Source organism: Nocardia sp. NBC_01499 (assembly GCF_045040275.1).
Taxonomy (GTDB): Bacteria; Actinomycetota; Actinomycetes; order Mycobacteriales; family Mycobacteriaceae; genus Nocardia.
On record NZ_CP109426.1, the window covers coordinates 5,294,690 to 5,314,398 of the forward strand.

Annotated in this window: 17 protein-coding genes; 12 read left to right on the forward strand and 5 right to left on the reverse strand. The window is 66.8% G+C overall.

What is annotated here, in order from left to right:
* The first annotated feature begins 277 nt into the window (after positions 1-277).
* Both OG203_RS24250 and OG203_RS24255 read left to right on the forward strand, forming a co-directional pair.
* Positions 278-988: a hypothetical protein gene (locus tag OG203_RS24250; RefSeq protein ID WP_405159566.1), complete on the forward strand. Its 711-nt coding sequence runs from the start codon at positions 278-280 to the stop codon at positions 986-988.
* Between the two features lie 198 nt (positions 989-1,186).
* Positions 1,187-1,906, forward strand: coding sequence for a hypothetical protein (locus OG203_RS24255; protein WP_405159567.1), 720 nt, complete (start codon positions 1,187-1,189; stop codon positions 1,904-1,906).
* Between the two features lie 205 nt (positions 1,907-2,111).
* On the opposite strand, the gene OG203_RS24260 is transcribed toward OG203_RS24255, so the two are convergent.
* Entirely contained in the window at positions 2,112-3,104 is a 993-nt protein-coding gene (locus OG203_RS24260) for an alpha/beta hydrolase (protein WP_405159568.1), read from the reverse strand.
* Positions 3,105-3,342: 238 nt separating this feature from the next.
* Here OG203_RS24260 and rfbA point away from each other — a divergent pair, with 238 nt between their 5' ends.
* Both rfbA and OG203_RS24270 read left to right on the forward strand, forming a co-directional pair.
* Positions 3,343-4,215, forward strand: a complete 873-nt coding sequence (gene rfbA, locus OG203_RS24265) for a glucose-1-phosphate thymidylyltransferase RfbA (RefSeq protein ID WP_405159569.1) — start codon at positions 3,343-3,345, stop codon at positions 4,213-4,215.
* A 2-nt stretch (positions 4,216-4,217) separates the two neighbouring features.
* Complete coding sequence (locus OG203_RS24270; protein ID WP_405159570.1) at positions 4,218-4,766, forward strand: dTDP-4-dehydrorhamnose 3,5-epimerase family protein; 549 nt, start codon at positions 4,218-4,220, stop codon at positions 4,764-4,766.
* Between the two features lie 64 nt (positions 4,767-4,830).
* On the opposite strand, the gene OG203_RS24275 is transcribed toward OG203_RS24270, so the two are convergent.
* Positions 4,831-6,297, reverse strand: coding sequence for an MFS transporter (locus OG203_RS24275; RefSeq protein WP_405159571.1), 1,467 nt, complete (start codon positions 6,295-6,297; stop codon positions 4,831-4,833).
* 85 nt (positions 6,298-6,382) lie between these two features.
* Here OG203_RS24275 and OG203_RS24280 point away from each other — a divergent pair, with 85 nt between their 5' ends.
* The gene (locus OG203_RS24280; protein ID WP_405159572.1) at positions 6,383-6,808 is read left to right on the forward strand and encodes a MarR family winged helix-turn-helix transcriptional regulator; all 426 of its coding nucleotides are present in this window, start codon (positions 6,383-6,385) and stop codon (positions 6,806-6,808) included.
* A gap of 37 nt (positions 6,809-6,845) precedes the next feature.
* Here OG203_RS24280 and OG203_RS24285 read toward each other — a convergent pair whose 3' ends face one another.
* Entirely contained in the window at positions 6,846-7,694 is an 849-nt protein-coding gene (locus OG203_RS24285; protein ID WP_405159573.1) for a helix-turn-helix domain-containing protein, read from the reverse strand.
* A gap of 247 nt (positions 7,695-7,941) precedes the next feature.
* Positions 7,942-8,517 carry a DUF4282 domain-containing protein gene (locus OG203_RS24290; RefSeq protein WP_405159574.1) on the reverse strand — a complete coding sequence of 192 codons (576 nt, stop codon included), beginning with the start codon at positions 8,515-8,517 and terminating at the stop codon, positions 7,942-7,944.
* 314 nt (positions 8,518-8,831) lie between these two features.
* Here OG203_RS24290 and OG203_RS24295 point away from each other — a divergent pair, with 314 nt between their 5' ends.
* The 3 genes from OG203_RS24295 to OG203_RS24305 all read left to right on the forward strand — a co-directional run bounded on the left by OG203_RS24295 (position 8,832) and on the right by OG203_RS24305 (position 12,547).
* Positions 8,832-9,314, forward strand: coding sequence for a hypothetical protein (locus tag OG203_RS24295; protein ID WP_405159575.1), 483 nt, complete (start codon positions 8,832-8,834; stop codon positions 9,312-9,314).
* Between the two features lie 193 nt (positions 9,315-9,507).
* A complete protein-coding gene (locus tag OG203_RS24300; RefSeq protein ID WP_405159576.1) occupies positions 9,508-11,691 on the forward strand; it encodes a molybdopterin-dependent oxidoreductase in 2,184 nt (727 codons plus the stop codon).
* Positions 11,692-11,917: 226 nt separating this feature from the next.
* A complete protein-coding gene (locus OG203_RS24305) occupies positions 11,918-12,547 on the forward strand; it encodes a pyridoxamine 5'-phosphate oxidase family protein (protein WP_405159577.1) in 630 nt (209 codons plus the stop codon).
* Between the two features lie 10 nt (positions 12,548-12,557).
* Here the strand turns inward: OG203_RS24305 and OG203_RS24310 are convergent, their stop codons facing one another.
* A complete protein-coding gene (locus OG203_RS24310; protein WP_405159578.1) occupies positions 12,558-13,013 on the reverse strand; it encodes a GtrA family protein in 456 nt (151 codons plus the stop codon).
* Positions 13,014-13,106: 93 nt separating this feature from the next.
* Here OG203_RS24310 and OG203_RS24315 point away from each other — a divergent pair, with 93 nt between their 5' ends.
* The 4 genes from OG203_RS24315 (at position 13,107) to OG203_RS24330 (ending at position 19,647) form a co-directional block, all read left to right on the forward strand.
* The gene (locus OG203_RS24315; RefSeq protein ID WP_405159579.1) at positions 13,107-14,594 is read left to right on the forward strand and encodes an FAD-binding protein; all 1,488 of its coding nucleotides are present in this window, start codon (positions 13,107-13,109) and stop codon (positions 14,592-14,594) included.
* A complete protein-coding gene (locus OG203_RS24320) occupies positions 14,591-15,352 on the forward strand; it encodes a decaprenylphospho-beta-D-erythro-pentofuranosid-2-ulose 2-reductase (protein ID WP_150400608.1) in 762 nt (253 codons plus the stop codon). The genes OG203_RS24315 and OG203_RS24320 overlap by 4 nt, the downstream gene beginning before the upstream one ends.
* A gap of 251 nt (positions 15,353-15,603) precedes the next feature.
* Entirely contained in the window at positions 15,604-17,628 is a 2,025-nt protein-coding gene (locus tag OG203_RS24325) for a galactan 5-O-arabinofuranosyltransferase (RefSeq protein WP_405159580.1), read from the forward strand.
* Positions 17,629-17,778: 150 nt separating this feature from the next.
* Positions 17,779-19,647: a glycosyl transferase gene (locus tag OG203_RS24330; protein WP_405167989.1), complete on the forward strand. Its 1,869-nt coding sequence runs from the start codon at positions 17,779-17,781 to the stop codon at positions 19,645-19,647.
* Positions 19,648-19,709 lie beyond the last annotated feature (62 nt).

Sequence of the window (19,709 nt, forward strand, 5' to 3'; positions counted from 1 at the left end):
GCGGATTCGGCGCAACGGCAGGCGATCTCGGCCCATACGCCATAGTTGCGATCTGTGACCTTGGTCTCATACTCTCGGAGAGATATAGGACGCCCAGTCTGCTTCGCGGCCCAAAACCCCGGCAGGCGTGCATATTTCCGCAACCCCACCATGCCATGGGTCTCTTTGGTGAACAAAATTTGAATAAAAGGTCACAACCGGTTCACCACGCGTTAGCTGGTCTAGATTTCGATCGTCTAGTCCCCTCCGAACGCTTCCTATCGAGGTTCTCAACAAAATGCTGATGAGGAAATTCGCCGCGACTTCGGCGCTGCTGATCGCCGCTCTTGGCGTGACCGCTGGCACCGTCAACGCGGCTCCGGCCCCCGAGGCCGACCAAGGAGCCGTCAACTTCACGGCGAGCTCCACCCCTACCCAGACCATCGTCTCGACCGACGCGGGCTCCATGGTCGTCGAGGACGGCGCCTTCAAGATCAAGGCCGCCAACGGCACCACCCTCGCGGGCACCGACCTGAAGTTCCGGGTCGATGACTTCATGTTCCCGATCGCGGCCGACATCTCCGGCAACTCCGCGACGCTGACCCCGCAGTTCGAGATGGACAAGGCGGTCTACAAGCCGGTCGCCCTGCCCTTCGAGGACAAGGCTCCGTGGAAGAGCGAGTTCGACCGCGAGCAGGCCGCGTTCAACCGCATGAAGGACACCATCGCGATGGGCGCCACCATCGGCACCCTGGTCGGTGGCCTCGGCGGCGCTGCCGTCGGTTGCGTGCTCGGCGGCATCCTCGGTGCCACCGCCGCCGCTGCCACCATCGTCGGCATGTTCGGCCCGTTCATCCCGGCCGCGGCCGTCGGCTGCCTCGGCGGCATCATCGCCGTCGGCGCGCTCGGCACCGTCGCGGGCCAGCTGCTGATCACCGCCCCGGTCGCCATCGGTGCGGCCATCCAGTACTTCGCGACCACCTCCGGCCCGTTCACCGCGCCGAAGTAACGTCGAGAAGCTCTCTTACACAACTGAATTCGCACGACACACAACTGAATTCGCACAACTGAAAAAGACGAGCCAGGAGCCCGCCCGACCCTGTGTCGAGCGGGCTTCCTCGAGCCCCGCCGAGTTACTGATAGTTTGCGACCTCAGTTTCCGGCCCCCACCCCCCTGCCAAAAGCACCTGGATGAGGACCTAAAACCATGATTGCCAAGAAGTTTGCCGCTACCTCGGCCCTACTTATCGCCGCGCTCGGTGTCACCGCTGGCACCGTCAACGCGGCGCCCGCGCCCCAGGGCGACGAGGCCATCAACTTCACCGCCCAGGCCGTCGACTCGACCTCCATCATCAAGACCGATGCGGGCTCGATGGTCATCGAAGACGGCGTGTTCAAGATCAAGGCCGCCAACGGCACCACGGTCGCGGGCACCCCGCTGAAGTTCCGCGTCGACGAGTTCGAGTACCCGATCGCGGCCAACATCTCCGGTAACACCGCGACGCTGACCCCGCAGTTCGAGATGGACAAGGCGACCTACAAGCCGGTTGCCCTTCCGTTCGAGGACAAGGCGCCGTGGAAGTCCGATTACGACCGTGAGCAGGCGGCCTGGAGCCGGATGACCAGCACCATCTCGATGGGTGCCACCATCGGCACCCTCGTGGGTGGTCTCGGCGGCGCTGCCGTCGGTTGCGTGCTCGGCGGCATCCTCGGTGCCACCGCGGCGTCGGCCACCATCGTCGGCATGTTCGGCCCGTTCATCCCGGCCGCTGCCATCGGCTGCCTCGGCGGCATCATCGCGGTCGGCGCCCTCGGCACCGTCGCGGGCCAGATCCTGGTGACCGCCCCGGTCGCGATCGGTGCGGCGATCCAGTACTTCGCCACGCTCGCGCAGCCGTCGGTTCCCGCGCCCGCGCCCGCCAAGTAGGCAACGCGCACAACCGAATACGCCACAGAACCCCGCTCGGCCGCTGGCCGGGCGGGGTTTTCGTTATCCAGGCAGCTCCGCCTTTCTCGGCCAAGCGGATTCGGCCTTGCCGATCGAAATCTTGTGCGGCCGTCGCTGTCCCGGCATGCGCGAGCCCCGTCCCGGCCACAAGCGGAACGGGGCTCGCCTGGACAGGGCGGACCGGTTACGCGGTCCGCGCCTGCTGGCCCTCCTCGATCCGAGCACGGACAAAGCGCGACACCCTGGCCAGCGCCGCCCTGCTCTCCGGCAGGTTCGGCGCGATGCTCATGAACGCGTGCACCTGGCCGCGCCACAGCTCCACCGCGTTCGGCACGCCCGCCGCGGTGAGCCGCTGCGCCATCAGCTCGCAGTCATAACGCAGCACCTCGTCCTCGGCCGCGATCAGCAGCACCGGCGGCAGGCCCGCCAGTAGCCCGTTGACCGGGGACAGCAGCGGATCGAGCTTGCCGTCGATCTCCGCGCCGATCCGGACCACCGCCTCCAGCGCGAGCAGCGGGATGTACGGATCCTTGCGGACATTGACGTGAGTTCGCTTGGCCGCGTAGTCCAGATCGAGCAGCGGGCTCAATCCGACCAGCCCGGCGGGCGCGGGCAGGCCGACCTCGATCGCGCGCAACGCGGTGGCGAAGCTCAGGTACCCGCCCGCCGAATCACCGGCGAAGACGATCCGGCTCGGGTCCGCGCCGTGGCGAAGCAGCCAGCGGTAGGCGGTGAGGCAGTCGTCGATCGAATTGGTGATGCGCTTGTTCGGCAGCTGCCGATAGTCGACGTTCACCACGGGCAGCCCCGTGCGCCGCGCCAGGCTCGCCGCGACCGGCCGGTGGGTACGGAGTCCACATACCGCGAATCCGCCCCCGTGCATGTACAGCAGGGCACCGTGCCGCAGTGCTCGTGCCGCGCCCGCCGGGCGCAGGATCTCCATCCGGAAACCATTGAGCGACACCTGCTCCCGATCGATGCCGCGCGGCTCCGGCCGCAGCCTGGCCAGCGTGTCGATCGCCATCGCGCCGATCGGGATGGTCGCGCGGGTGATCGGCGCGGCGCGCAGGGCCGGCCGGACCACGCCGAGGCAGGCGGCAAGCACCAGGCGCGCGGGCGCACTCAGATTTTCCGGGTTCATCACATTGCCGGGCTCGCCGACGCTGGTCGCTGCCATCGCGCACCTACCTCACCAACTGGCGCGCCGAGTTCACGACCGAGCGGTCCCAGGCGAGCTGTCGGCGCTGACATCTCACATAGTGTCGTTTCAGAACACCATGCGTTGTGTGACCTAAGCAACAGAATCACCGAATCGGCGGCTCGCGAAACCGTGAATGCCGATTCCGTAATCAATTCGACGAGCACTCGGAACCTCGCCGACGCCGAGTGCGACCGGAAATGGCAGACTCCTCGGCATGCGGGGCATTATCTTGGCGGGTGGCACCGGTTCCCGGTTGCATCCGATCACGCGCGGGGTGAGCAAGCAGCTCGTCCCGGTCTACGACAAGCCGATGGTCTACTACCCGCTGTCCACCCTGATGCTCGCCGGGATTCGCGACATCCTCGTCATCACCACGCCGGAGGACGCCGACGCGTTCGGGCGGCTGCTCGGCGACGGCGCGCAGTTCGGCGTCTCGATCAGCTATGTGGTGCAGCCCGAGCCGGACGGCCTTGCCCGCGCCTTCGTGCTCGGCGCCGACCACATCGGCACCGACAACGCGGCACTGGTGCTCGGCGACAACATCTTTCACGGCCCCGGTCTCGGCACCAGCCTCGACCGCTTCGCCGAGATCGATGGCGGCGCGGTGTTCGCCTACCGGGTGTCGGATCCGACCGCCTACGGCGTCGTCGAGTTCACCGACGGACGCGCGGTGTCCATCGAGGAGAAGCCGAAGACCCCGCGCTCGAACTACGCCATCCCCGGGCTGTACTTCTACGACAACGACGTGGTCGAGATCGCCCGCACGCTGCGGCCTTCCGCGCGCGGCGAATACGAGATCAGCGATATCAACCGGGCCTACCTGGAACAGGATCGGCTCCGGGTCGACGTGCTCGCCCGCGGCACCGCGTGGCTCGACACCGGCACCTTCGATTCGCTGCTCGACGCGGCCAACTACGTGCGCACCATCGAAGAACGGCAGGGCCTCAAGATCGGCGTGCCCGAGGAGGTCGCCTGGCGGATGGGCTATATCGACGACGAACAGCTGGCCGAGCTCGCCGCGCCGCTCGTCCGTTCGGGCTACGGGAACTACCTGCTCGATATCCTCGAACGCGGCCGGGACTGGTGAACGTGGAGTTCAGGGAGCTTTCCGTGCCCGGAGCCTGGGTGATCACCCCGCGCCAGCTCGGCGACGGGCGCGGCATGTTCCTCGAGGGCTTCAAGGCTTCGGAGTTCGAGAAGGTGACGGGCAGGCCGTTCGATCTGCGGCAGGTGAACCTGTCCGTCTCGGCGGCCGGCGTGCTGCGTGGCATCCACTACACCGAGGATCCGCCGGGGCAGGCGAAGTACGTAACCTGTGTGCGCGGCGCGTTTCTCGACGTGGTCGTCGATCTGCGTCCCGGCTCGCCGACCTACGGGCGCTGGGACAGCGTGCTGCTCGACGATGTCGACCGGCGCTCGATGTTCCTGTCCGAGGGTCTCGGGCACGCGATCCTCTCGCTGGCCGACAACTCGACCGTCACCTACCTGTGCTCGCTCGAGTACACACCCGAATTCGACAGGGACATCGACGCTTTCGACCCGCGACTCGGCATCGAGTGGCCGACGGTCGACCGCGACGGCCGCCCGCTGACCTTCATCCGGTCGGCCAAAGACACTGCGGCACCGCCTTTCTCCTGAACAACGGGAAAAGCCGACCGGCGCCACCCTTCGGTAGCGCCGGTCGGCTTTTATACGGCGAGGGTCAGCCGACGAGTTCGAGCTCCGGGTCAGGAGTCACCTCGGCCGCCACCTTGTTGCGCTTCCCGAAGAAGGCCGAAAGGGCAACCAGCGCACCGACAATCGAGACAGCGGCGGCGAACATCAGGGCGGGTCGGTAGGTGTCGAGCATCGCGGTGGGCGAGGTCTCACCGTGGGTGCCCGACGCGATGATCGCGGTGGTCACCGCGAGCACGATGGCCGCACCGACCTGCATCGAGGTCTGCAGCACGCCCGCCGCGAGACCCTGTTCGTCGTCGTCGATCCCGTTGGTCGCCTGAATGTTGATGGCGGGGAAGCCAACCCAGCCGATGCCGATCAGCATGATCGCGGGCAGCAGCATCGTCCAGTACGACGGCGCGGTATCGAGCCGCAGGAACAACAGATAGCCGACGGCCATCACGGCCATGGTGATGCCGATGATCGGTCCGGTGCCGAACCGGTCGACCAGCTTGTCGGAGAACACCGCGGACAGCGCGACCATCAGACCAACCGGCAGCAGCGCCATCGACAGCTTCAGCGGCGACCAGCCAAGGGTGTCCTGCATGTACAGGGTCACGATGAACTGCCAGCTGAAGTAGGAACCGGCCACCGCGACGATGGCAAGGCTGGCCCGAACCAGCGACACCTTACGCAGGATGCCCAGCCGGACCAGCGGGTGCTTGACCCGCTTCTCCACCGCGATGAACCCGGCGAACAGAACAAGCACCGCGGCGAACGAGCCGAGCGTGCGGGCCGAGGCCCACCCGGCCTCCGGCGCTGTGACGACGGTGTAGACCAGCAGCAGCATGGCGGAGGTGGACAGCAGCGCGCCGAACAGATCGTGACCGCCGCCCTCGGCGGGCTTGTCCTTCGGCACGAGCACCCACGCGGCGGCCAACGCGGCCAACGCGATCGGAACCGGCAGCAGGAAGGTCCAGCGCCAGCCGACACCGGTCATCAGGCCACCGAACAGCAGGCCGGACGAGTAACCACCGGCACCGAACACGGTGTAGATGGACAGCGCCTTGTTGCGGGCCGGGCCCTCAGCGAAGTTGGTGGTGATGATCGACAGGCCGGTCGGCGCGGTGAACGCGGCGGCGAGGCCCTTGACGAAACGGGTGAGGATCAGCAGCGGGCCTGAGCTGACCAGACCGCCCGCGAGCGAGGCGACGGCGAAGATCGCCAGCGCGATGAGGAAGACCTTGCGGCGTCCGAACAGGTCGGCCGTGCGGCCACCGAGCAGCAGCAGGCCGCCGTAGCCGAGGATGTAACCGCTCACCAGCCACTGCAGGGTTGAGGTCGAGAGATCGAGTTCGTTGCCGATGGACGGCAGCGCCACACCGATCATCGAAACGTCGAGGCCGTCGAGGAACAGCACGATGCACAGCGTGATCAGCATGCCCCAAAGGCGGGTAGTCCATCTGGTCGGATCGGTCGCGGAAGCGGCCGCCAGGGTTGCTGGTGAAGTCATGCGGGGTACGTTACATGCGCACGCATTAAATGCCAACACATTTAATGCAGTTGCATAGACCATCGAGGAGCACTAGGATGGGGCCATGTCGAACCCGTCGGCAATCGAGACAGCCCGGCGCACCGTCGCGCCGACCGGGCTGATTGGCGAGTGGCGTGAGCTGCTCGACCGGCACGCGACGGTGAGTTGCGCACTGGAAAAAGCGCTACAGGGACAGCACGAGATCGGACTCAGCGAGTTCGAGACGCTGGACCGGCTGGTCGACGCCAACTGCGGCGACTATCGAATGAGCGATCTGGCCAACGACATCTACCTGAGTCAGAGCGCGCTCTCACGTGCGGTGGCACGGCTCGAGCGCGATGGACTTGTGTCACGCACCATGTGCACCGACGATCGTCGCGCCGTGTTCGTCTGCCTCACCGAGAAGGGTCGCGAGGTCTACGAACGGGCGCTGCCGACCCATCGCTCCGTGCTGAGCGAGACCTGGGGTACGCCCGGCCAAAAGTGCTGAGGCCCAAGGTCGCTCGGCCACGTAACGGAGCCGCGGCTCAGACCGTACAGCTGCCGCGCGCTTCCTCGATGCCTTCGCGCGCGTCCACCGCCACCGACCCAATGCTCGCGAAAGCCTTTCGGTACCGGTCGATTTCGTTCTCTTTGTCCAGGTACACCGGTCCGGTGAACGCCTCGACGTAGACAACCGGCGGCTCCGGCTGCTCGCCGACCCGCAACTCGGGGAACTCGAGCAGCACGAACCGGCCCGAATCCATGCCGTCGTGATAGCCGGAATCCGGTGGCACCACCCGGATTCGGACGTTGGGCAGGTCGCACATGTGCCGCAGATGTTCCAGCTGCGCGGCGGCCACCTCGGCACCGCCGATGCGCCGCCACAGCACCGCCTCGCTGATCACCGCGTCGAGGTGCAACGGCGAATCGGCACGGGTGACCAACGCCTGCCGCGCCATGCGCAGCTGCACCCGGCGATCGAGCTCGCCGACAGGCATCTCGGGCCGCGCCGCGATCAGCATCGCGCGGGTGTAGGCCTCGGTCTGCAACAGGCCGGGCACCAGCTCGTTCTCGTAGGTCGACAGCCGGGCGGCGGCCTCCTCCAGGCCGATGTAGACCTCGAAACCCTCGGCGATCACGTCGCCGTACGCGGTCCACCAGCCACGAGCCTTGGTCTCGCGCGCCAACGCCGTGAGCGGACCGATCAGGTCGGAGGGCGCGCCGTACACCTTGCACATCGCCTCCACATCGAGGCTGCGCAGCGAGGTCTGCCCGGTCTCGATCCGCCAGATCTTGGCCTCCGACCACTCCAGCTGCTGGGCCGCCGTCCTGGTCGTCATCCTCGCCCGGTTGCGCAGATCGCGCAGCTGGCGTCCGAGCTGGCGCCTCGGCATAGTCGATCCAGTCGTCCCCTGCGGTAAAGCCATAGGTGTTCCCCCCTCGTTGCCGTGCACCGGCCGCACTCCAGAACCCACGCGGATTCGCCCTCGCGACCATCCCTAACCAGATGCCCGGTTCGGTATCCCGGCATCCAAACAGCATTGTTTCACAGCAAATCGGACATAGGTCACGATCAGTGGCTCAGCTAGGCCGATGGCCTCACGACGCCAAACATGTTTGACGAGCGCGGTTCGGCGCCAACTACCTGCGCGAGCCGCCCTTGCGGAAACGCCAGAACTGCACCGCGCGAACGTCTTCGGAGAGCTGGTTGACCGGCTCGGCGACATCGGACAGCGCCTGGAACAGATCGTCGGCCAGCTCGCTGATGTGCTCCATCCTGGTCGCCAGGCGGGACGCGTTCGCCAGGAATTCCAGGATGAGACGCACCGCGGCCGCGATGGTCAACCCGAGCGGAACCCCGATCAGCGCCGCGAGCACCCCGAGCACCGCCGAGACCCGCCACAGCGACACTGTCAGCGCGATCGGCACCGCGAAGGCGAACACCAGCCCGAGCATGTAGACCAGCGGCAGCAGCGTGCGCGTCGCCGTGCGGCGGAACTGCACATCGAGCAGACCGCGCGCCGCCTCGACGCTCCACTGCCCGAAGGCGCGCGGACTCTCGAACGGTTCCGGCGGTTGCTCGTCCGCGACCGGGGTGGTGCGGGAGAACCGGCGCGCCGCCGACTCCTTCCAAGTGATCCACCGCGATTCGGCTTCATACTCCTCCGGGTCCGGCAGCGGAGTTCCCCTGCCGGTGCCGTTGGACTCATCACTCATGCTCGAAATCCTCCCTGTAATCCCACATCCGGGCCAGCCGGGACGTTGTGTAGACCACACGAGTCCCACCATCCACAGCAGCCTCGCAGGAACGGCACAGCGAAAGAACAGGTCAGCGGCCGAAAGTAGCGGCGGGACAACAAGACCAGAGTAGTTCGAGCAACGTCATAGCAATTAGCTTTCAAGCTCATCTGAAAGAGACGTAGCCAACAGTCCTAAAGAAGTTTTGAAGATCGCGTAACGCTCCGGATGTCCGGCACCGATACGCCCCATGAAGATGCAGGACCCAGATCTACCGGGGAATGGAGAGAACAGTGCGCACCACGTTTCCGACTTCCGTCTCGGCGGCCGCAATGACCGCCGCTGCGCAGGACTACACCCAGCGCGGATGGACGGTCGCAGAAACGGCCAACGGTCTCTGCCTGATCACCGATGACGACCTTTCCGCCATCGAGGTCAGCGGCGAGCTGGCCGGCGAGGTTCGCCGCTTCCTGCGGGCGAACAACCTGTCCGGCCCGGTCATCGAACTGCCCGGCGCAGAGCGTCGCGAGATCCACTTGGTCACCGGCGTCCGCAAGGCCGCGATGGCGCTCGAGGCGCTGACCGCGGCCGGCGCCATCGTGTACACCGACGGCGCGGGCGTCCCGCTGCCGCCGACCCAGCTCTCGGCCGGCTCGGCCTGCTGGAGCGTCGCACCCGCCGAGGCCCGCTGGGTCCCGCCGGTAGTCGCGATCAGCGCGGCCGTCCGGGCCGCCACCGCACGCAAGCGCTCGGCGCTCACCAGCGTCGCCTGCTGAGGTACTGAACGACGGCCGGGCTGATACGCACAGCCCGGCCACCACGACCGATACCCGACCAGCGCCGACAACCTCGGCGCTGCGGTATCGGTCGTTTTGTCGTTGGCCGGCCGTCGCAGGTACCGGTCGTTGCCACCCCACCGCATATCGCTCGTTCTCTTCTCAGATCAGCGATCGCGCGGGAGGATGGGGCATGGCCGATGTCACGGAATCTCGCAACTTGTTGCGCACCTGCCCGCTGTGCGAGGCCGTGTGCGGACTCGAAATCACCCTCGATGCCGATGACCATGTGACCTCGGTGCGTGGCGATAAACAGGATCCCTTCAGCAAGGGCTTTCTCTGCCCCAAGGGGGCGAGTTTCGGCCATCTTGATGAGGATCCCGACCGGGTGACCGAGCCGCTGATTCGAGATCGAGCGACCGATACCTGGCGCACCGCCTCATGGAACGAGGCATTCGATCTCATCGCCGAACGTTTCCCCTCGGTAATCGCCGAATACGGAAAACAATCCGCCGCAGCATATGTGGGCAACCCGAACGCACACACCGTCGCCGGCGCGCTGTATGTACCCGTGCTGCTGCGCGCGTTGGGTACGAAAAACATCTTCTCAGCAAGTACCGCCGACCAGATGCCGAAACAGGTGGCGAGCGGGCTGATGTTCGGCGATCCGCTGACCGTGCCGGTGCCGGACCTGGATCGCACCGACTACCTGCTGATGCTCGGCGCGAACCCGCTCGAGTCGAACGGATCGCTGTGCACCGCACCGGATTTCCCCGGCCGGTTGAAGGCCTTGCAGCGCAGGGGCGGCCGATTCGTCGTGGTCGACCCGCGCGTCACCCGCACCGCGAAGCTGGCCGATGAGCACCTGTTCATCCGGCCGGGCAGCGACGCGTATCTGTTGTTCGGCATCGTGCACACGCTGTTCGCCGAGCAGCTCACCGACGTTCGGGTCGAGGTCGCCGGTCTCGACGAACTGCGTACGGCCGCAGCGGCATTCAGCCCGGACTCGGTGGCGTTGCGCACCGGCGTGCCAGCGGCGACGGTGATTCGGCTGGCCCGCGAGCTCGCCGCCGCGCCGACCGCGGCGGTGTACGCCAGGATGGGTACCTGCACAGCGGAATTCGGCACCATCACGCAGTGGCTCGTCGACGCGATCAACGCGCTGACCGGCAACCTGGACTCCCCAGGCGGCGCGATGTTCGCCACCGCGGCGGCGGGCGTCACCCGCAGCAGGCCGTTCCGGCTCGGGCGCTGGACAAGCCGGGTCCGCGAATTGCCAGAGGCGATGGGCGAATTGCCGGTCGCGACGCTGGCCGACGAGATCCTCACCCCGGGCGAGGGACAGATCCGCGCGCTGGTGACGGTCGCCGGAAACCCGGTGCTGTCCGCGCCGAGCGGCGCCCGCCTCGACGCGGCCTTCGCGCAACTCGACTTCATGGTGAGCGTCGACCGCTATCGCAACGAAACCACCAGGCACGCCGACGTGATCCTGCCGCCGCCGCGGCCGGTGCAGTCGCCGCACTACGACTTCGCTCTGCTGCAGTTCGCGGTGCACAACTACGCGCGCTACTCCCGTCCGCTGGTCCCGCTCGGCGATCGGCCCTCGGAATCGGCGGTGCTTGCGCGCCTCGCCGCAGCGGTCTCCGGCATGCCGCACGAGAGCGCGGACGGGATCGACCCGCTCACCGGCGTCGATGAACTGATCATCGCGGGCACCCTACAGAAGGCCGGAATGGCCGACCGGCGTGACGAATTGGTCGGCAGGGACACCACCGAGCAGCGCATCGACATGATGCTTCGCCTCGGCCCGTACGGCGAGTGGACCGGCGGAACGCTGAATCTGCAAGCGCTGCTTGACAATCCGCACGGCATCGACCTCGGACCGTTGCGGCCGAAGCTACCCGGCGCGCTGCGGACCGAGTCGAAGCGGGTGGAACTCGCCCCTGCGCCGCTACTCGACGACGTGGCCAGGATGCGGGCCCGCCTCGCCGATATCGCGCCGGACGTGGTGTTGATCGGACGGCGCCAGCTGCGGTCGAACAACAGCTGGATGCACAACATCGGACAGCTGGTGAGCGGGTCCAATCGCTGTACGCTGCACATCAATCCGGTCGATGTGGCGCGGCTCGGGCTCGGCGAGCACGCGGTGGTGAAGTCGGCCGCGGGGATGCTGACGGTGCCGCTGGAGCCGACCGAGACGATCATGCCCGGGGTGGTGAGCCTGCCGCACGGCTGGGGGCATGCCGACAGCACGCAGACGGTCGCCAAGGCGCATGCCGGAGTCAACGCCAATGTGCTGACCGATGATTCGATGGTCGATGTGCCGTCGGGCAACGCCGTCTTCAACGGCGTCCCGGTGACACTGAACCCGGTGTGACGCGGGGCGCTCCGACCCGGCCGAGCACGCCAATCATCCCGGCCGGTCGGCTTGTAGCCGAGGCACGGAAACCCTTGCGCTAACTACGCATTCGGTGCATTCTCAACGTTGATTTCGTAGTTTTGCCAGGCCGAAACGGACTAAAATGGACAGGATTTCGGTTTAGTCGCGGGCGCAAAGTCGACCCTCGAAGGATCCGGACTCCGGCAACCAGAGGGTGGCGAAGATGCCCGGTGATCAGTGCGGCAGCGACGGTGAGCACGAGCTACAGGATCGGTTCGGCACGCAGGAAAGAGCCGCGCGCTTCTATCACGACCAGGTGCTGGCACAGCTGAATCCCACGATGATCGAATTCATCGGCCGGATGGAGATGGCCTTCATCGCCACCTCGGACAAGCACGGCGAATGCGATTCGAGCTTCCGCGCAGGCGAGCCCGGCTTTCTGCACGTCATCGACGAACGCACGATCGCGTACCCCGAATACCGGGGCAACGGCGTGCTGGCCAGCCTGGGCAACATCCTGGAGAACCCGCACGTCGGCATCCTGCTCATCGATTTCGTGCGCGATCTGATCGGCCTGCACATCAACGGCTCGGCTCGGATCATCCCCGACGCCACCCTGCGCAACGCGACTCCCGGCCTGCCGGAGAACGTCAAGGGCCGCACCGCCGAACGCTGGGTCGTCGTCGACATCGAAGAGGCATACATCCACTGCCGCAAGCACATTCCGCACCTGGTGCCCGCCGACCGCGAGCGCCGCGACTGGGGCACCGACAACGTCCGCGCCAAGGGCGGCGACTACTTCGGCGCCAAAGCCGACACCGGCGACCGGACCGCGGCGCTGGTCCCGCGCTGACCAACCGGTGTCAGTGGATCTTGAAGATCACCAGGCGTTGGACGACGAAGTTGATGACGGTGGCCGTGCCCTGGGCGATGACGAAGGCGAGCAGCTGACGCCAGGCGGCGTCGGGCAGTGCGTCGTAGAGCACCGCGTTGATACCGACCTGAACGGCGAAGGTGACCGCGTAGAGGATCACGACGGCGACGAACCTGGCTCGGCTCGGCGCCGCCTGGAAGGTCCAGCGGCGATTGATCAGGTAGGCCGTCGTGGTGCCGACGATGAAGCTGAGCGACTTGGCGACCTCGCGCGGCAGCCCGATCAGGTTGAACAGCAGGCTGTACAGCCCGAAGTCGACGATCGCCGACAGGCCGCCGGTCAGGGTGAACCGGACGATCTGCGTCTTCAGGTCGACGTCGGTACCGCCCGGCTCATCGACCAGCGGCAGCTCAGCCGGGAGCGGCAGGTGGGGTTCGGCATGCACGCGACGAGCGTAGCGGTCGCTAAACCGATATGTAGATCACTACTCCGGAGTAAGAGACATCGACGCCGATGTCCGGTCATACCTGTAGCCTCTATGCCGATGTCCACGAAAGCTCCGACCGCCACCACGACAACCGGTAACGAGAGCGGCACCACCGTCACAAACGATGGGGCCGCCGCCGGGAACGCGTTCGCACTGCCGACGCACACCCGCACGTTGACCGGGTGGGGTCGCACCGCACCAACCTCATCCGAAGTGCTCTCGACCAGCGATCCCGAACTGATCGCCAGGGCCGTCGCCATGGTCGCCGAGGACAATGACTCGAAGCCACCGCATCTGCGCCGCGGCGTGATCGCGCGCGGGCTCGGCCGCTCCTACGGCGACCACGCGCAGAACGCGGGCGGCCTCGTCATCGATATGACGGCGCTGAACAACATCCATCGGATCGACCGCGATACGCGGATCGTCGACGTGGACGGCGGCGTCAGCCTGGACCAGCTCATGAAGGCGGCGCTGCCGTTCGGGCTGTGGGTTCCCGTGCTGCCAGGCACCCGGCAGGTGACGATCGGCGGTGCCATCGCCTCCGATATCCACGGTAAGAACCATCACAGCGAGGGCAGCTTCGGCAACCACGTGCGCTCGATCGATCTGCTGACCGCCGATGGGCAGGTGCAGCACATCACACCGAAGCGCAACGCCAAGCTGTTCTGGGCGACCGTCGGCGGCAACGGGCTCACCGGCATCATCCTGCGCGCGACCATCGAGATGACGCCGACCGAGTCGGCGTACTTCCTCAACGACGGTGTGAAGACCACCACGCTCGACGAGACGATCGCGGCACACAGCGACGGCAGCGAGGCGAACTACACGTATTCGAGCGCCTGGTTCGACGTGATCAGCCCGGCGCCGAAGCTCGGCCGCGCCACCATCACCCGCGGCCGCCTCGCCAAGGTCGACGAGCTGCCGAAGCGGCTGCGCGCGAAGCCGCTGAAATTCGACGCGCCGCAACTGATGACGGTGCCCGACATCTTCCCGAACTGGACGATGAACAAGCTGACGCTGCGTTCCATCGGCGAGGCGTACTACGCGATGGGCGGCAACTACACCGGCAAGGTGCAGAACCTGACGCAGTTCTATCATCCGCTCGACATGATCGCGGAGTGGAACCGTGGCTACGGTTCCAACGGATTCCTGCAGTACCAGTTCGTGGTGCCGACCGAGGCGGTCGAGGAATTCAAGCGGATCATCATCGACATCCAGGGGTCGGGGCACTACTCGGCGCTCAATGTGTTCAAGCTTTTCGGCGCGAGCAACCCGGCGCCGCTGAGCTTCCCGATGCCCGGCTGGAACATCTGCGTCGACTTCCCGATCAAGCCGGGGCTGAACGAGCTGGTCAGCGAGCTGGACCGGCGGGTGCTCGAGTTCGGCGGGCGGCTGTACACCGCGAAGGACTCGCGGACCACCGCCGAGACGTTCCACCAGATGTACCCGCGGATCGACGAGTGGATCAAGATCCGCCGAAGTGTCGATCCCACAGGCGTTTTCATGTCCGATATGGCGAGAAGGCTGGAGCTGCAGTGATCAATGCCGTAGGTAACCCGCAGGCCATCCTGCTGCTCGGCGGGACCTCCGAGATCGGCCTTGCGATCTGCGCGGAATACCTGAAGAAGGGTCCCGCGCGGATCGTCCTTGCCGCACTGCCGAATGACCCGCTACGCGAAGCAGCGGTCGCCCAGATGACGGCGGCCGGGGCGAGCCAGGTCGATCTCATCGACTTCGACGCGCTCGATACCGACGGCCACCCGAAGGTGATCGACGCGGCATGGGACGGCGGCGACATCGATATCGCCATCGTCGCGTTCGCACTCGACGGCGATCCCGAAGAGCTGTGGCAGAACCAGCGCAAGGCCGTGCAGGTCGCCGGAATCAACTACACCGCATCGGTTTCCGTCGGCGTGCTGGTCGGCGAGAAGATGAAGGCGCAGGGCTTCGGGCGGATCATCGCCATGTCCTCGGTCGCCGGCGAGCGGGTCCGCCGCTCGAACTTCGTCTACGGCTCGACCAAGGCGGGCCTGGACGGCTTCTTCCTCGGACTCGGCGAGGCGCTGCGCCCGCACGGCCCGCGCGTGCTGGTGATCCGGCCGGGCATGGTGCGGACCAAGTTCTCCGCGCACGTCAAAGAGGCGCCGCTCACCGTGGACAAGGAAGACATTGCGGTGCTTGCGGTTTCGGCCGCGCAGAAGGGTAAGGAGCTCATCTGGGCGCCGGGCACCTTCCGCTACGTGATGATGATCCTGCGCCACATCCCGCGCCCGATCTTCCGCAAGCTCCCTATCTGAGTTTTGCCCCTGGCCGCACCTCGATCCGACCCCGCATTCGCTGCGTGGGTCGGCGAGGTGCGGTTTTCGTTTCGCCACGACCGGCTACGTGCCGCCACATCCGAAGCCGGACCTGGCAGCATGATCGCCGATCGTCCGCGCAACTGTCGGCGCGGCGCCGACGCGAGTGAACCCGGAGATGCCATGCGAGTAGCCCGAGAACGTCGCACCGGCCAGTGCCCGTCGCACGTCGAGGCCGCCGGAGCGGGTCGATGACCGCCACGGTCGTCGAGCGTGGCGAAACGCCTGCCCCGACGCGTGGGCGAGGTTCGCTGCTGGCCAGGCACATCGGGTCCGGAGTCGGTGAGGCCGCGCTGGCTACGGTGGTCGCCATCGTGGTCACCACGGTGGGCCTGGTGGCGTTCGCCATGGTGAAGTGGCCCGCGTTCAACTCCTCCAACGTGACTCGAGCGTTGACGACGGTCGGACAGGTCGTCGCGGCGGTGTTCTTGATCGCGGCGATCGCGCTGGTGCGGTTCGGGCCGCGGCCCGGCAAGTGGTTCACTCGGCCGTGGGTCGCGAAACTTCTTTCGTGGGTTGGTATTTCGACGTTCGTCACGTTCACGCTCGGTATGCCGTTGGCGGCGACCAAGCTGTACCTGCTCGGTGTCTCGGTGGATCAGGAGTTCCGGACGGAATACCTGACTCGGCTCACCGATTCCGCGTCGCTGCACGATATGACCTATGCGGATCTGCCGCCGTTCTATCCGGCGGGGTGGTTCTGGATCGGCGGGCGAGTCGCCACGGTGCTCGGGATGGACGGGTGGGAGGCGTTCAAGCCGTACGCGATCGGATCGATCGCGGTGGCGGCGGTGATCGCACTTGTGCTGTGGTCCAAGCTGATTCGCGCGGACTGGGCGATCGCGGTCGCGGCGGCCGGCACCGTGCTCACGGTCGCGTACGCGTCACCGGAGGCGTACAGCTCGGTGATCGTGCTGCTGTTGCCGCCCGCGCTGGTTCTCGCGTGGGGCGCGCTGCACCGGCCGGATGAGAACGGTCGCGGCACCGCCCGGGGGTGGGGCGCGGTGATCGGCACCGGGCTGTTCCTCGGTCTGGCGGCGACTTTCTACACCCTGTACTTCGGTGTCGCGGCCTTCGCCGTCGGCCTGATGGGGTTGGTGGCGGCGGCGCTCGCGGTGCGGGAACGGTATGTCGCCGGTCATCCTCGGCGCGCACGCACCGCCGATGACACGGTGGGTCCGGCGTGGCGGGCGGCGATCGCACCGCTGGTGCGGTTGGTGGTGATCGCGGCGATCGCCGGGCTGGTCGCGCTGATCGTGTGGTTGCCGATTCTGCTGAAGGCACTGCACGGGATTCCCACGAGTTCCGGTTCCGCGTTCCACTACCTGCCGGAGTCCGGTTCCGAGTTGCCGTTGCCGATGGCCGAGTTCTCACTGACCGGTGCGCTGAGCCTGGTCGGACTCATATGGCTGGTTGTACGCGCGGCCTCGTCACGACGGGCACAGGCGCTCGGCATCGGCGTGCTGGCGATCTACCTCTGGACGCTGCTGTCGATGGCCGCGACCGCGGCCGGGACCACGCTGCTGTCGTTCCGGTTGGAGCCGGTCCTGCTCGTGCTGCTCGCGGCGGCGGGCGCGTTCGGCTTCGTCGAGGGTGCCAGGGCCGTCTATCAGGCGCTCGGCGAGCCGAGCCGGTTCCGGCTCGCGGCCGTTGCGGTCGCGATCGTCGGCGCGCTCGCGTTCACCCAGAACATCCCGCACATCCTGGCGCCGGAGATCACCACCGCGTACACCGATACCGACGGCAACGGCAACCGTGCGGACCAGCGCGCCCCCTCAGCCGTCGCGCACTACGGCGAGGTGGACGCGGCACTCACCGCGCAGACCGGACGGCCGCGCTCGGACACGGTGGTCCTCACCGCCGACACCAGCTTCCTGTCCTTCTACCCGTACTACGGCTTCCAGGCGCTCACCTCGCACTACGCGAACCCGCTCGCGGACTTCGCCGGCCGGGCGGCGACCATCGAGGGCTGGAGCAAGCTGAAGTCCTCCGGCGCATTGCTCGACGCGCTGACGGCAAGCCCGTGGCGCGCTCCGGACGCCATCCTGTTCCGCGACAGTGGCGACGCTTACACGTTGCGCCTCGCCAAGGACGTCTACCCGAACGATCCCAACGTGCAGCGCTACACCGTCACCTTCCCCAAGGCACTCTTCGCCGACCCGCACTTCACCAGCACCGACATCGGCCCCTTCACCCTGGTCACCATCCACCGATAGCAGCTTTGCATCGAATACGGCAGAAGCGCGCCCCGACCTGCGCCGCTGCCGTGTCCTGCTCGGCCGACAGCTCCCGTTGCCAGGCGCGACACCGTGTCTTTGGGTAGCGTGGGCGACTGAGTTGAAGCTAGTTATAGGAGAAGTTTGCAGGTGGTACGGGCGCAACAGGTCGATCTGGACAGGCTGGACGGGTCGGCGGTGGGGGTCGCGGACCGGGAAGCCACCGCGACCGGAGTGCTCACCACGACCCCGGTTCGCAAGCGAAGACTCCCCCGCATCCGGGTCAACCCGGTCGATCTGATCCCCGCCTTCGGTTACCTGGCGTTGGCAGTCGTCGTCCTGTCCGGGCAGTGGCGCAATACGCAGAGCGGATACCTGATCAAGAGCGGTCAGGACCAGACGATGTGGGAATGGTTCTTCGCGGTCACCGCGCATTCGGTGGCGCATCTGGAGAACCCGCTCGGCACGACCCTGCAGAACTTCCCGGCCGGGGTGAACATGATGGCCAATACGGCCATGTTCGGGGTCGGGGTGCCGTTCACGCCGATCACCCTGCTGTTCGGGCCGACCGTGACGTTCGTGCTGGTGCTGACCCTCGGGCTCGGCACCACCGCGCTGGCCTGGTACTGGCTTTTCTCCCGCGAACTGGTCGAGTCCAAGGTAGCGGCCGTAATCGGCGGCCTGGTCTGCGGTTTCGCGCCCGCGATGATCTCCCACGCCAACGCGCACCCGAATTTCGTTGTGCTGCTTCTGCTTCCGATCATGGCCGGGTTGCTGATCCGGATGGGCAGGCGAGCCGGTGTCCGCGCCGCGGACCGGCGACGCTGGCGTGTCCGCGATGCCGTCCTCTTGGGATTCCTTGTGGCACTGCAGATCGCGCTCGGCGAGGAACCGCTGCTGATCTTCGCGCTGTCGTTCGGGTTGTTCACCGTTGTGTACTACCTGCACACACCGCGGCAGGGTCTGCGCGTGTTGCGCGGGATCGCACCGGCGATCATGCTCGCCGGGTCGATCGCCTTGGTGTGCACCGTGATTCCGCTGTGGTGGCAGTTCTTCGGGCCGCAGAGCTACCACTCGATCGATCACGGCCCGATGGGTAACGACCTGAAGGCGATCACGCAGTTCCCGTCCGAGTCGCTCGGCGGGATCTTCTCGCCAGGACAGTACGTGGCGATCAACGAGACCGAGCAGAACGCCTACTTCGGCTGGCCACTGCTGCTGGTGCTCGCCGCCACCATCGCGCTGCTCTGGCGCGACCGGGTGGTGCGGGCCGCCGGTGTGGTGATCGCGGTGTTCGGCGTGCTGTCGCTCGGTGCGGTCGCCATGGTCGGCAAGCAGGACACCGGCATCACCTTGCCTTGGCGCTGGGCCGAACACGTCCCGCTGCTGAACACCGTGCTGGAAACCCGGCTCACCATGGCGGCGATCCCGGCCATTGCCGCGGTGCTCGCTCTGGCGACCCAGCGGGCGATCGGCTGGTGGCGCGAGTCGCCGGTCGATTGGCGACCGCTTGCCTGGTTCGGCGCACTGCTTTTCGCGTTGCTTCCGCTGATACCGACCGTCCTTCCGGTGGTGCAGCGCCCGCCGACGCCCGCCTTCTTCGCGGACGGAACCGTGCGCGATTACGTCCACAACGGGTCCGTGGTGATGGTGCCGCCGTCCCGGCCGATGGACGCGGGCGCGCTGCGCTGGCAGGCCGACGCGAACTTCGACTTCCCGCTCGCCGGCGGCTATTTCGTCGGCCCGACCAGTACCCAGAAGAAGGGCATCTACGGCCCAGAGTTCCGGCCGACCACCGCGCTGCTCGTCGAGGCGCAGAACACCGGCAACGTGCCGCCGATCACCGACGAGGCGCGCGAACAGCTCCGGACCGACCTGGCCTTCTGGCGGGCCGACGTGCTGGTGCTGCCGACCACCTGGAACGGCGACACGCTGCGCACCACCGTGACTCAGCTGCTCGGCTTCGAGCCGAAGCGGGTGGCTGACGTGTGGGTTTGGGACGTTCACGCGCTGCGATAATCGGGCGAAGCGGTCGGCGATAGTGGTGATCACCGGCTCCGGCGCACCGGGTAGCTAGCATC

Excerpts from the sequence above, each read along its gene's own strand:
- OG203_RS24285 (WP_405159573.1), bottom strand. The coding sequence starts at position 7,694 with ATGCCGAGGCGCCAGCTCGGACGCCAGCTGCGCGATCTGCGCAACCGG.
- OG203_RS24300 (WP_405159576.1), top strand. The coding sequence starts at position 9,508 with ATGGCCGATGTCACGGAATCTCGCAACTTGTTGCGCACCTGCCCGCTG.
- OG203_RS24305 (WP_405159577.1), top strand. The coding sequence starts at position 11,918 with ATGCCCGGTGATCAGTGCGGCAGCGACGGTGAGCACGAGCTACAGGAT.
- OG203_RS24255 (WP_405159567.1), top strand. The coding sequence starts at position 1,187 with ATGATTGCCAAGAAGTTTGCCGCTACCTCGGCCCTACTTATCGCCGCG.
- OG203_RS24275 (WP_405159571.1), bottom strand. The coding sequence starts at position 6,297 with ATGACTTCACCAGCAACCCTGGCGGCCGCTTCCGCGACCGATCCGACC.
- OG203_RS24325 (WP_405159580.1), top strand. The coding sequence starts at position 15,604 with ATGACCGCCACGGTCGTCGAGCGTGGCGAAACGCCTGCCCCGACGCGT.
- OG203_RS24280 (WP_405159572.1), top strand. The coding sequence starts at position 6,383 with ATGTCGAACCCGTCGGCAATCGAGACAGCCCGGCGCACCGTCGCGCCG.
- OG203_RS24260 (WP_405159568.1), bottom strand. The coding sequence starts at position 3,104 with ATGGCAGCGACCAGCGTCGGCGAGCCCGGCAATGTGATGAACCCGGAA.
- OG203_RS24250 (WP_405159566.1), top strand. The coding sequence starts at position 278 with ATGCTGATGAGGAAATTCGCCGCGACTTCGGCGCTGCTGATCGCCGCT.
- rfbA (WP_405159569.1), top strand. The coding sequence starts at position 3,343 with ATGCGGGGCATTATCTTGGCGGGTGGCACCGGTTCCCGGTTGCATCCG.
- OG203_RS24315 (WP_405159579.1), top strand. The coding sequence starts at position 13,107 with ATGCCGATGTCCACGAAAGCTCCGACCGCCACCACGACAACCGGTAAC.
- OG203_RS24290 (WP_405159574.1), bottom strand. The coding sequence starts at position 8,517 with ATGAGTGATGAGTCCAACGGCACCGGCAGGGGAACTCCGCTGCCGGAC.